This window comes from Kitasatospora sp. NPDC101235 (genome assembly GCF_044767505.1).
Lineage (GTDB): Bacteria > Actinomycetota > Actinomycetes > Streptomycetales > Streptomycetaceae > Kitasatospora.
The window spans coordinates 44714-57332 of the sequence record NZ_JBIWNZ010000025.1 but is presented as its reverse complement, the minus strand read 5'-3'; the positions used below and the strand labels follow the sequence as shown (position 1 = coordinate 57332).

Genomic DNA, 12619 nt, shown 5'->3' with positions numbered 1-12619 from the left:
CCCTACGGGGCGGGGGTGACAATCCGGTCCCGTTGCGCGGGCAGTCGCACGTCCACGGCCACCAGCGCGTTGGGCACGGTCCCGTACCGGGCGGCGTGCGGGCGGTGCGGGCGGTCCTGGTAGCCGTCCAGCAGCAGCCGGTTGCGGTTGAGGCAGAGCCGGTCGATCCGGGGGCGGAACAGGTCGAACAGCTCGAAGCGCTCGCGCAGCTCGGGGAAGCGGTCCTGGTAACGGAGCACCTCGGCGCGCAGCAGGGCCCAGAACTCGGTCTCGGGCAGCCCGGTCTGCGCCTCCAGCAGCGGGGCGAGGTAGCGGAAGACGCCGATGAACAGCCCGGAGTGGATGAACTGGCAGAGCCCCTGCGGGCTCTCCCGCAGCAGCACCTCGGCCACCTCGGCGGGCAGGCCGTGCAGCTCGGGAAGGCTCTGCGCGCTGAGGTTGACGTCGTCCACGAAGTCCTTGACCGCGAGCCGGACCGGGGTGTCCCGCTCGTCGAAGACCACGATGGCGTTCTCACCGTGCGGGGAGAAGACCAGCCCGTAGCGGTAGAGGAAGTGCAGCAGCGGCGGCATCATCGCGGCGAACAGCCGGCCGGTCCACTCGGCGGGGGCGAGGCCGGAGCGGGCGATCAGCTCGGCGGTGAGCGCCCGCCCGTCGGAGCCGGTCTGCAGCAGCGCGGCCAGGGTGCGGGCCCGCTCGCCGCCGTCCAGGAAGGGGCCGAGCGGCTGGCGCCAGATCGCGCCGAGCAGCTCCTTGTACTGGTAGGGCGCCTCGGGCAGCTCGCGGTAGAGCGGATGGTCGACGGTGACGGAGGCGATCTCGCCGAGCAGGATCACCCGGCACTCGTCGTGCAGGTACGGGTCGGCGTCGCGCAGCCCGAGCAGCCAGGCGGTGACGGTGGGCGCGGCGAGCGTGCGCTCGACCGGCAGGCCCCGCCAGACCAGGGTGTTGAGGACGGACAGCGGCAGCTTGACGGTGCAGCGCTCGGGGTGGGCGGTGTTGAAGAAGGAGCGGATGGACTGCTGGGGCAGCCGTGGGTCGCCGTCCGAGGGCAGCGGGACGATCTCGCCGGAGGCGATCCAGGGGGCGAAGAGCGGCAGGACCGTCTCGTCCCACTGCCAGGGGTGGACGGGCAGCAGCAGGTAGTCCTCGGCGTCCGGGCCGAGCGGGGCGCGCAGCGCGTCCACGTCGTCCAGCTCGCGGGCGTACAGCTGCTCGGGCCGTTCCAGGCCGGGCACGCCGCGGTACTCGGCGAGCCGGCGGTGGACGGCGATCCAGGGCAGCGGGCGCGGGCTGCGGGCCTCCGGCGCCCAGCGGGCGGCGTCGGTGGCGGAGAAGCCGATCCGGCCCTTGTTGGGGACGATCCAGGGGTGGCCGGTCTGCCGGCCCTCCAGCGCGGTGTGGTCGAGGTCGGCGAGCTCGGCGGCGGTCAGCGCGGTGGCGAGCTGGCGGGCGTCGGCGGTCAGGGTGGCGGAGAGCTCGCGGATCAGGTGGCCGGTGGTCTCGCCGCGCATGCCGAGGGTCTGCCGGGCGTACGGGAGGAAGCGCAGCGGGTCCAGGCCGTCCGGGCGGGAGCAGCGGACGGACTCCGGGTCGACCTGCCAGCTGTCGTAGGCGCCGCGCCGGGCGGTGAAGCGGTACTCGGCCTCGGGCAGCTCCAGCCGGTACTCGCCGGGCGCGTCGCCGGGGACGGGCCGGAGCAGTTCCTCGTAGGCGAACTCGCCCAGCATCTTGGCCAGCAGGGCGCGGCCGGCCCGCCGCCAGTGCCCGGCGGTGAGGTGCGGGGGCAGGTGGAGCGGCGGTTCAGCGGCCGGCGGTTGCGGCACGGGTCAACTCCTGGGGGCGGGGGACGACGGGGGTCTGGTCGAAGGACGCGGGCGCGGGGACGGGTGGCGCGAAGCCGGTCCAGGCGGTGCGGCCGGGCAGCCGGTGGACGGTGCGCCCGGTGACGGCGTTGAGGATCACGGCGGCACGGTGGGCACCGAGCCCGAGGTCGGGGGTGCCGACGCCGTGGGTGTGCAGCTCGGCGTTCTGGACGTACAGCCCGCCGGTGAGCTCGGGCCGGGTGGCGACCCGGTGGTTTAGGTCGACCCGGTAACGCCCGGCCTCGTCCCAGTCGATCAGCTCGGCGAGCGGTTCGAGCGCGGCCGGGCGGGCCGCCCGGTAGCCGGTGGCGAGCACCACGGCGTCGGTGCGCAGCAGGTGCTCGGCGCCGGAGTCGGTGTGCCGGCAGTGCAGTTCGAGGCCGCCGCACGGGCCGGGGCGGGCGGCGTCGACGGCGGTGCCGGGGGTGATCTCGACCGGGGCGGTGTCGATCGGGCGGCCGATGGTGCGCTCGTAGAGGTGGTCGTGGATCTCGGCGAGGGTCTCGGCGCTGGCGGCCTTGTGCAGCTGCCACTGGGCGGCGACCAGTGCGTCCCGGACGGGGGCGGGCAGGCCGTGGAAGTAGCGGGTGTAGTCGGGGGTGAAGTGTTCCAGGCCGAGCTTGGAGTACTCCATGGGGGCGAGCGCCCTGGTCCGGGTGAGCCAGCGCAGCCGGACGCCGTCGCCCTCGTGCTGCCGGAGCAGGTCGAGGAAGACCTCGGCGCCGGACTGTCCGCTGCCGATCACGGTGATGTCCCGGGCGCCGGCCAGGTCGGTGCGGCGGTCCAGGTACTCGGCGGAGTGGAAGGCCCTCGGGTGGCCGGCCAGCGCGGCGAAGGCCTCGGGCAGCACCGGCCGGGTGCCGACGCCGAGGGCGAGGTTGCGGGCCCTGGCCTCGGAGCGCCGGCCGGTCGCGGTGTCGGTCAGCTCGACGCGGTACCAGGGCGCGTCCCAGTGCAGGGCGGTGACCTCGGTGCCGAAGCGGCAGTTGGCCAGCCGCTCGGTGGCCCAGCGGCAGTAGTGGTCGTACTCGCGGCGCGGCAGCTGGAAGCGCTCGGCGAAGTAGAACGGGAACAGCCGGTCCTGCTCGCGCAGGTAGTTGAGGAAGGACCAGCGGCTGGTCGGGTCGACCAGGGAGACCAGGTCGGCGAGGAACGGCACCTGCATCCGGGCGCCGTCCACCAGCATCCCGTGGTGCCAGCGGAACTCCGGGCGCTGGTCGCAGAAGAGCGTACGCAGGCCGGGGACGGGCTCGGCGAGCGCGGCGAGCGAGAGGTTGAATGGACCGATTCCGACGCCGAGCAGGTCGTACGGAGCGGGTGTCGAGGTGTCCACAGGGGTGTCCTAGGCGGGGAGTTGGGCCTGCGCGGCGGGCCGGCCGGGCCGGTCGCGGACCATCAGGGCGGCGCGCTTGTCGGGCAGGTCGAGTTCGGCGGCGGCCCGGAATCCGGCCCGTTCGAAGGCTCGGACGGACCGCCGGTTGCGGACGTCCGGCTCGGCCACCACCCGTTCGCAGCGCGGATTCCGATGGAGAATCAATTCTGCTAGGGCGGTCAGGAGGACGACGCCCAGCCCGCGGCCGCGGCTGGCGGCCGGGCCGAGCAGCAGGTGCACGCCGGTGTCGTACGGCCGGGCCGGGTAGTGCGCAGCGAGCGGGTCGAGGTCGGCCCGGTAGACCTCCCAGTAGCTCATCGGCTCGCCGTCGAGCAGGCCGAGGCACGGAATGCTGCGTCCGTCGCCGTCCAGCTGGTCCCGGACGTGCCGTTCGGTGACCTCCGGCGGCCCGGCGAGCTCCCAGAAGGCGTCGACCTCGGGGTCGTTCATCCATCCGGCGAGCAGCGCGAGGTCGGCGGGCAGCCGGACCGGGTCGAGCCGGAACTCACCGACCGGGGTGGGGACGGCGCCCCACCCGGGCGGGTCGCACGACTTCACGCTGCCACCTCGCTCCCCTCGCCGGGGCGTTCGCCCGGGCGCACCTCTTTCCGCTTCACTCTCCCCCGGCCTCCGGCCGGGGGCGCCCCCACCGCTCGCTCGCGTGCCCCGCCACCGGGTTGGGGATGTCCACGTACACGGACTGGCTGGCGACCGGGCCGACCAACTCGTCCATGCCGTTGATCCGGGTGAGCAGGTTGGCCTTGCAGGGCAGCGCGGGCGCGTCCAGCAGCAGCGTGGGCAGCGCCGATCCGGTGGCGGTGACCCGCGGGCCGGCCAGGAACCGGCGCAGCGCGGCCAGCAGCACCGTCTCGTCGGCGAGCCGCTGGGACCCGAAGGCGCCGATCAGGCCGAGCACGTGGTTGATGCCGAGGTAGTAGGCGAAGTGGTGGTCGATCACCTCGTCCGGCAGGAAGGTGTCGCTGTCCGCGCCGAGCCCGGGCAGTCGGGCGGCGAGCTTCCCGGCGGCGCTCTCCCGGTAGTAGTAGCCCTGGTTGTCGCGGTAGCGGCCGCCGCACGGCCAGCCCTCGGCGTCCAGCAGCACGAGGCTGTTCTGCTGGTGCGCCTCCAGGGCGATGCCGCCCCGGCCGTCCAGCCAGAGGATGGGCAGCACGACCGCGTCCAGGTAGCGCAGGAACCATTCGGCGGCGACGGTCGGCAGCGGGCGGGCGCAGCCCGCGGCCAGCGCCCGCAGGATGTCGCCGAGCCGGGAGGGCACGGTGTCGCCGGTGCCCAGCGGCTGTTCGGCGACCAGCCCGGCGACGCACAGGGCGCGCTCGGCGGGCGCGAAGGGCTGGGCGCGCAGCACGGTGTCCAGGCCGCCCGGGTCGCCGAGATCGGGGTGGTCGACGCCGATCCAGGCCGGGTCGCGGACGATGTCGAAGCCGGGGTGGGCGGCCCGCCACTCGGCCGCCAGTCCGCTCTCCAGCAGCCGGTGCATCTCCAGGCCGCGGTGGAGCTCCTTGCGCAGGTTCTCCCGGCGGGAGTTGGTGATCCGCAGGCCGAGCGAGAGCTTGAGCATCCACGGAGTGCCGGGCCGGTAGACGGTGCGCACCGAGGAGGTGGGGTACCAGGGTTCGCCGGCCGGCCCGAGGTCGTGCAGCAGCCCGTCGGCGAGCAGTGCGGCAACGGGTGGGCGGTGGGCGAGTTCGCGGGCCTGCCACGGGTGCAGCGGGACGGCGGCGGTGCCGGGCGGCAGCGCCGTGCCGCCGCCGAGCAGGCCTGCGGTGAGCTGCTCGGCGCTCTCGGCGACGGCGGAGCCGGCCGCGAGCAGCTCACGGTCCACCGCGTACCAGTGCAGCTGGAAGGAGCCGTGCAGCTCGGGCGAGTAGGCGGCGCTCTGGGCCGGCCCGAGGCCGTCGCGGCTCTTCGGCGTGGGGTGCAGCGGGTGGCCGAGCAGCAGGGACTGCTCGGCGGCGAGGAAGTGCGAGCGCTCCGGCCCGCCGGGCGCGGCGGCGGTACGGCGGTGGGTGAGGATCTCGGTGGTGCGCACGACCGAGTCGGCGACCCGGCCGGCCAGGTCGGCGACCTGGCCGGGGTCGGGCCGTTCGGCGGCCGCGGCGGCGAGCAGCGCGGCGGCGGTGACGGCGTCCACCGGGGCCTCCGCAGTGCCCTCGCCGGCCGCGAGGGTGGCGGGCCCGAAGCGGTGCCAGCCGCCGGGCGACCAGTAGCGGACCGGGGCGGTGAGCCGGGCGGCCCCGCCGAGGACGGCGATCCGCAGCCGGCCGTCCGGGCCGGGCCGGGCTCCGGTCTCCCGCGTCCAGCAGCGCAGCAGGGCCTCCAGTCCGGCCTGCTCGGCGGCGACGGCCGGGTCGGGGTGCAGCAGCAGGTCGTGCCCGCAGGCCCGCTCCACGGTGGGCGGCGGTACGGGCGGGGCTCCGGTGAGGGCGGTGCTCAAGGCTGCTCCTTGGGGCGCGTGGGGGTGCGGACGCGCACTGTGGTGGAGGGGATCGGCGGGCACCCGCACCGTCGCGTCAGGTAAGGGTTACCTATCCCTGACGGTTGATCACAAGGACTGCTCACTCGTCCGGGTGAGAATCGGCGATTGTCCATCTCCGGGGCCGGATGCCCTGCTGGGCCGGTCAACCTGCTGGGGCCCGGATCACGGATCGGTGACCTCCGGCCCGCAGCGCAACCCGGGGGGCGGGCACCGCCGTCCTCGTCTGCGATGGAAGACTCCAGGGCGGCGGCCCGCCGCACCGCGAACCGGCCGGACACGCACCGCCCGGATACCGGGCCACCGGCCGGGGCACCACCCGGCGACCCGGCACCGCCCGGCACCGAACGACCGAGCACAGGGGGAAGCGCACAGATGCCAACGATCCACCGGTCAGCCCTGGCCGCCGCCCTGGCCGCGGGCACCCTGCTCGCCGTGAGCGCCTGCGGGCCGGACGGTCCGGCGGGCGGCGGGACCAGCCCCGCGCCGCCGCCCTCCTCCTCGGCAGCGGCCCCGGCCGCGGGCTCGGGCGGCGTGATCGGCGGGATCACCCTCCCGTCCGGGCTGCCGACCAGCCTGCTGGAGGGGCTGCCCAGGAGCTGGGACGACCTGAAGAAGTGGAAGTTCGAGGACTGGGACAAGTGGGCGTCCAAGCACGTCTTCAACAACCCGGTGGTCAAGGACTTCTGGGACCCGGACAAGATGGGCGACTCCAAGCCCGCCGATCCGGCCCCGCCCGCTGCCAAGCCCGCCCCGGCCACCCCCAAGCCGTCCACCGACGACGGCGTGACCGACCCCGAGCCCCCGGCGGTCAAGGCCGTGGCGATGCCCCGCCCGTACACCAAGCAGCCCTCCGGCAAGGTGTTCTTCTCCGCCAAGGGCGGCCGCGGCAACTGCTCGGCGACGGTGATCACCGACCCGCAGCACCCGGGCAAGAGCAACCTGGTCTGGACGGCCGGCCACTGCGTGCACGAGGGCAAGGGCGGGAACTTCTACAAGGACCTGGTCTTCGTGCCCGCGTACAACAACTCGGGCGCCTCCAGCGGCGGCAAGCGGGCCCCGCTGTCCGAACTGGCCCCGCTCGGCACCTGGTGGGCCGACCAGGTCACCACCTCGCCGCAGTGGATGATCGAGGGCGGCGGCAGCGGCGACGCCGCCAACCAGTACGACTTCGCGGTCATGCGCGTGCACAACCAGAACGACACCGGCAAGTCCCTGGAGGAGACGGTCGGTTCGGCCGTCCCGGTCTGGTTCGACGCGCCGCGCGACCAGCTCAGGGTCTCGGCCGTCGGTTACCCGCTCGTCAAGCCGTTCGACGGCCAGGAGCTGTACGCGTGCGACGGCGGCAAGCCCACCCGGCTCTCCTTCGACGCCAAGCGCCCGACCATGCTGACCATCGGCTGCAACATGACCCAGGGCGCCAGCGGAGGCGGCTGGTTCGCCACCATGCCCGACGGCCGGACCGCCCTGGTCAGCAACACCTCGATCGGCACCCAGGAGCACACCTCGCTGAGCGGTCCGTACCTGGAGGCGGTCGCCCGGCAGGCACTGGACTGGATCTCCAAGAAGTAGCAGCCGCGCCGACGAAGCAGCCGCCACCGGGGGGCGGTACGGAACCACCAGCACAGCACGGGGGAACGAGCCAGCATGCCGAGAACCACCAGCCGGCGGCGCCGGGCCGCGACGGCGGGCGCCGCGCTGTTCGCCGCGCTCGCGCTGGGCACGGCCGGGTGCGGCCCGGACGGCCCCGCCCGGCCCGCCACCGCCCCCCTCGCCCTGCCCAGGTCCGCGCCCACCAGCCTGGGCGACCTCACCGGTTGGAAGGTGGAGGACTGGGCCCGCTACGTCGCCGACAGCGCCTTCGCCAACGACGCGGCGCCCGGCTCCTGGCCGGCGTCCCGGATGGACGCCGCCAAGCCCCGGCCGACCCCGGAGTACTCCCTGACCGCCCCCGCGGCGGCCGGCGTCGAGCGGGACGCCCCGCCCGCCGCCGTCCAGGCCAAGCCGCTGCCGCACCCGTACGGCCAGGCCGGCTCGGTGGTCGGCCGGCTCTTCATGACCACATCGCAGGGCGACGCGGCCTGCTCCGCCACCGTGGTCTCCGACCCGGTCAACCCCGGCCGCAGCAACCTCGTCTACACCGCCGCGCACTGCCTGCACGACGGCAAGGGCGGCGGCTGGCTGAAGAACCTGGTCTTCGTACCCGGCTTCAACCGGGACGGCCAGATGGTCCACGGCAAGCCGAACCCCGACCAGCAGGCCGCCCCGTACGGCCGGTGGACGGCGGTGCGCGCGCTGGTCTCGCCGACCTGGCTCCAGGAGGGCGGCGTCGGCGCCCGCCACCAGTACGACTACGGCGTCCTGCGGGTGCGCGGCGAGGACAGCTCCGGAAGGTCCCTGGAGGAGACGGTCGGCGGCTCGGTGCCGATCTGGTTCAACGCCCCGCGCGACCGGATCACCGCGGCCGCCGCCTACGGCTACCCGGCCGAGCGGCCGTTCGACGGCCTGGAGCTCGAACACTGCGACTCCCCGGCCGCGCCCGGGCTGCTCTCCTTCGACCGGACCCGCCCGCCGATGTACCTGATCGGCTGCACCATGACGGCCGGCTCCAGCGGCGACGGCTGGTTCGTCACCAGGGACGGCAAGCCCAACCTGGTCAGCGTCGGCGCGCTCGGCAACCGCAACCCGGCCGGCTACCAGGCCGGCCCCTCCCTGCAGGACCAGGCGAAGCAGGCCTTCGACTACTTCGTCAAGAACGTCAGGTAGCCCCCGCCAGGGAGAGACGCGGGAGGGGCCCCGGGACGGCAACGCGTCCCGGGGCCCCTCCGTTCGCTTCGGCCTCAGCCCTGCAGGGCCACCGTGAAGTACTCCAGCTCGGCGGCCAGCTCGGCCGGCACCTTGGCGTGCAGCAGGGTGCCCTCGCCGGTGTGCTCGGTGGAGAGCAGCTCCCCTTCCGCATGCACCCGGGAGACCAGCGCGCCCTGGGTGTAGGGCACCAGGGCCCGCACCTCGATCGCCGGGCGCGGCAGCTCGTCGTCGATGAGCTGCAGCAGCTCCTCGATGCCCGCGCCGGTGCGGGCCGACACCACGATGGCGTGCGGCTCGCGGCGCAGCAGGCGCTGGAGCACGTGCGGATCGGCGGCGTCCGCCTTGTTGATCACCACGATCTCCGGCACGTTCTGTGCGTCGACCGAGACGACGACCTCGCGGACGGCGGCCAGCTGCGTCTCAGGCTCGGGGTGCGAGCCGTCCACCACGTGCAGGATGAGGTCCGCGTCGGCGACCTCCTCCATGGTCGAGCGGAAGGCCTCGACCAGGTGGTGCGGCAGGTGCCGGACGAAGCCGACGGTGTCGGCCAGGGTGTAGAGCCGCCCGCTCGGGGTCTGGGCCCGGCGCACGGTCGGGTCCAGGGTGGCGAACAGCGCGTTCTCCACCAGCACGCCCGCGCCGGTGAGCCGGTTGAGCAGGGAGGACTTGCCGGCGTTGGTGTACCCGGCGATGGCCACGGACGGCACCTGGTGGCGCTTGCGCTCCTGGCGCTTGGTGTCCCGGCCCTTCTTCATGTCGGCGATCTCCTTGCGGAGCTTCGCCATCTTCTCGCGGATCCGGCGCCGGTCGGTCTCGATCTTGGTCTCACCGGGACCACGGGTGGCCATGCCGCCGCCCGAGGAGCCGGAGCCACCGCCACCCATCTGCCGGGACAGCGACTGACCCCAGCCGCGCAGACGCGGCAGCATGTACTGCATCTGCGCGAGCGAGACCTGCGCCTTGCCCTCCCGGGACTTGGCGTGCTGGGCGAAGATGTCCAGGATCAGGGCCGTCCGGTCGACGACCTTGACCTTGACCACGTCCTCCAGGTGGATCAGCTGGCCGGGGGTGAGCTCACCGTCGCAGACCACGGTGTCGGCACCGGTGGCGGCGACGATGTCGCGCAGCTCCTGGGCCTTGCCGGAGCCGATGTAGGTGGCCGCATCGGGCTTGTCACGGCGCTGGATGACGCCGTCCAGCACCTGGGAGCCGGCCGTCTCGGCGAGCGCGGCGAGCTCGGCCATCGAGTTCTCCGCCTCCTCCAGCGTGCCGTCGGTCCAGACGCCGACGAGCACCACGCGCTCCAGGCGGAGCTGGCGGTACTCGACCTCGGTGACGTCTTCGAGTTCGGTGGAGAGGCCGGCGACCCGGCGCAGGGCGGCTCGCTCGCTGCGGTCGTACTGGTCGCCGTCGTAGTGGTGGCCGAGGTCCTCGTCGATGGCCGCGAGGTCCTCGTCCATGAGGGCTTCCGCCCGCAGACCGTCGAGGCGGCGCGGAGCGTCGGCGTGGTCGCGGGTGTCGAACGTGGAGGTCATTCTGTCCTTTGGCTGACTGGTACGGATGGCCTTCGGGGACCGCGGTGGCGGTCCCGTACGGAGTCTGCCCAGCTGCCGCCCCGGCTACCGTCCGGGCGGGGTGAGCTACCCCTCAGGTCCCCGGGTGCCGCCCCGGGCTCCTGTGCCCGGAGAACGCCGTGGACCGGCCGTGAATTCCCCATGATGGTCGCACGCCCGGTGCGGGCCGGTCATCCCCATTTCCCCCGGGCCACCGGGCCGCCGGGCCGGTGGTCCGGTTCCCTGCCGCCCTCCGGCGCGTGCGGGCGGCTCACGTCGTACACCCCGGACACCTTGAGCATCGCCCGCATCAGCCCCGGCAGCGCGGCCGGCTCGGGCAGTTCGACGGTGTAGGTGTGCCGGACCCGGGACTCCTGCGGCGGCTCGACCTCGGCCGAGACGATGCCGACGCCCGCGCCGGAGATCGCCGCGGTGAGGTCGGCGAGCAGCCGGGGCCGGTTCAGCGCCTCGGCCCGCAGGGTGGCCCGGTGCCCGGCGGCTGGCGCGCCCTGCGCCTGCCAACGGACCTCCAGCTCGGCCCGCCCGTCCGCGCGCATCCGCTCCCCCGCCGGGCAGCCGGTGCGGTGCACCGCGACCGCGCCGCCGCGGATCGGGTAGCCGACCACCTCGTCCGGCGGCACCGGGGTGCAGCAGCGCGCCAGCCGGACCGACACCCCGGGCCGTCCGGCCACCGCGACCGGGGCGGCCCGCCGCTCGGTGGCCGGGCGCCCGGGCGGGGCGGGCTGGCCGCCGGCCGGGCCGGTGCGGACCACCGGCTGCCGGGCCGGGTGGTCGGCCAGCCAGCGCTCGATGGCCAGCCGGGCGGCCGGGGTGCGGGCGTGCGCCAGCCACTCGGGGGCGGGGCCGGAGGGCTGGCCGCCACCGGCCGGGAGGGTCTCGGTGAGCACCGCGATCTGGTCGCCGTCCTCCAGCACGGTGGACAGCGCGGTGAGCCGCCCGTTGACCCGCGCGCCGATACATCGGTGGCCGGTCTCCTCGCCGAGCAGGTAGGCCGCGTCCACGCAGGTGGCACCGGCCCTCAACTGAAGCGTTTCGCCACTCTCCGTCACCACGGTGATCTCGCGGTCGCCGGCCAGGTCGGCGGTGAGCGTGGACCAGAAGGCGTCCGGGTCGGGCGTCTCCTGCTGCCACTCCAGCAGCCGGCTGAGCCAGCCCGGGCGGGCCGGGTCGGTGCGGTCCAGCTCGTCGGCGTCCTGCACGGCGCCGGCCGGGGACGGGTCGCCGAGCGCGACCACCCCGGTCTCGGCCACCTCGTGCATCCGCCGGGTGCGGACCAGCACCTCGACCACCGCGCCGCCGCTGAGCGCCACGGCGGTGTGCAGCGACTGGTAGAGGTTGAACTTGGGCGCGGCCACGAAGTCCTTGAACTCCCCGGGCAGCGGTGTCCAGCAGGTGTGCAGCTCGCCGAGCACGGCGTAGCAGTCGGCGTTCTCCTCGACCACCACCAGCAGCCGCCCGAAGTCGGCCGGCCGCGGCCCCGGCGGCCGCCCGTCCGGCCCGGGCACGGCGGCCCGCCGGAGCAGCACCCGGTGCAGCGAGACGCAGTGCCGGGGCCGGACGGTCACCTCGGCGGCCACCCCGGCCTCGGCCAGCTGGCGGGCCAGCTGCCGGGCGAAGGGCTCCAGCAGGGTGTCCGGCTCGGCCTCGTGACCGGCCATCAGGGCGCGGGTACGGGTGTGCTCCTCGGGGTGCAGGGTGGCGAAGACGATGTCCTCCAGCTCCGCCTTGAGCACCTGGATGCCGAGCCGCTCGGCAAGGGGGATCAGCACGTCCCGGGTGACCTTGGCGATCCGCACCTGGCTGGCCGGCTTCATGTGCCGGATGGTGCGCATGTTGTGCAGCCGGTCGGCCAGCTTGATCACCATCACCCGGACGTCGTCCCCGGTGGCGACCAGCATCTTGCGGAAGGTCTCCGCCTCGGCGGCGGCGCCGAAGTCGACCTTCTCCAGTTTCGTCACCCCGTCGACCAGGTAGGCGACTTCGGGGCCGAACCCGGCGGCCACCTGGTCCAGCGTCAACTCGGTGTCCTCGACCGTGTCGTGGAGCAGCGAGGCGACCAAGGTCGTCGTCCCGGCGCCGAGTTGGGCCAGGATCATGGTGACGGCCAGCGGGTGGGTGATGTACGGCTCGCCGCTCTTGCGCTTCTGGCCGCGGTGGCTGGCCTCGGCGAGCCGGTACGCCCGGGCGAGCAGGCCGAGGTCGGCCTGGGGGTGGTGCCGGCGGTGGACCCGGACGAGCGGTTCCAGGGCGTCCGGCACGGGCGGCCGGCCGGTGGCGAGTAACGCGGCCCGCCCGGCCCGGCCGAGGGCTGCCCGGCCGAGCTCTCCGAGGGGCCGCCTGGCCCCGGCCTGCCGTACGGTCGTCGGCTGCCCCGTCAGGGACTGCCCGGCTTCGATGGTCATCGGCACCTCCGGCAACGGTCGCCGGGCGCCGCCCCTCCCGAGGGGGGTGATCCTGCTACCCCTCCCCAGGGGTGATCGACCCGGTGGTCCATGCTACCGAGCGG

General features: G+C 74.5%; 8 protein-coding genes. 2 read left to right on the top strand and 6 right to left on the bottom strand.

All coding sequences use genetic code 11. From position 1 onward, the window contains the following. Positions 1-2: 2 nt before the first annotated feature. Genes ACIRRH_RS32335 through ACIRRH_RS32320 form a run of 4 tightly spaced genes read right to left on the bottom strand, consistent with a single transcriptional unit; the run spans position 3 to position 5692 of the window. Positions 3-1826 carry an IucA/IucC family protein gene (locus ACIRRH_RS32335; RefSeq protein WP_403074444.1) on the bottom strand — a complete coding sequence of 608 codons (1824 nt, stop codon included), beginning with the start codon at positions 1824-1826 and terminating at the stop codon, positions 3-5. Continuing rightward, positions 1804-3198: a lysine N(6)-hydroxylase/L-ornithine N(5)-oxygenase family protein gene (locus ACIRRH_RS32330; RefSeq protein ID WP_403074442.1), complete on the bottom strand. Its 1395-nt coding sequence runs from the start codon at positions 3196-3198 to the stop codon at positions 1804-1806. The genes ACIRRH_RS32335 and ACIRRH_RS32330 overlap by 23 nt, the downstream gene beginning before the upstream one ends. A 9-nt stretch (positions 3199-3207) precedes the next feature. Further along, positions 3208-3795 carry a GNAT family N-acetyltransferase gene (locus ACIRRH_RS32325; protein ID WP_403074440.1) on the bottom strand — a complete coding sequence of 196 codons (588 nt, stop codon included), beginning with the start codon at positions 3793-3795 and terminating at the stop codon, positions 3208-3210. Positions 3796-3850: 55 nt separating this feature from the next. Beyond that, a complete protein-coding gene (locus ACIRRH_RS32320) occupies positions 3851-5692 on the bottom strand; it encodes an IucA/IucC family protein (protein WP_403074438.1) in 1842 nt (613 codons plus the stop codon). A gap of 414 nt (positions 5693-6106) precedes the next feature. On the opposite strand from ACIRRH_RS32320, the gene ACIRRH_RS32315 reads away from it, so the two are divergent. After that, entirely contained in the window at positions 6107-7303 is a 1197-nt protein-coding gene (locus tag ACIRRH_RS32315) for a trypsin-like serine peptidase (protein WP_403074436.1), read from the top strand. A gap of 75 nt (positions 7304-7378) precedes the next feature. Then, positions 7379-8497, top strand: coding sequence for a trypsin-like serine peptidase (locus tag ACIRRH_RS32310; protein ID WP_403074434.1), 1119 nt, complete (start codon positions 7379-7381; stop codon positions 8495-8497). A 74-nt stretch (positions 8498-8571) separates the two neighbouring features. Here the strand turns inward: ACIRRH_RS32310 and hflX are convergent, their stop codons facing one another. Beyond that, the gene (hflX, locus tag ACIRRH_RS32305; protein WP_403074432.1) at positions 8572-10074 is read right to left on the bottom strand and encodes a GTPase HflX; all 1503 of its coding nucleotides are present in this window, start codon (positions 10072-10074) and stop codon (positions 8572-8574) included. A gap of 209 nt (positions 10075-10283) precedes the next feature. Next, a complete protein-coding gene (locus ACIRRH_RS32300; protein WP_403074430.1) occupies positions 10284-12515 on the bottom strand; it encodes a RelA/SpoT family protein in 2232 nt (743 codons plus the stop codon). Positions 12516-12619: the final 104 nt, after the last annotated feature.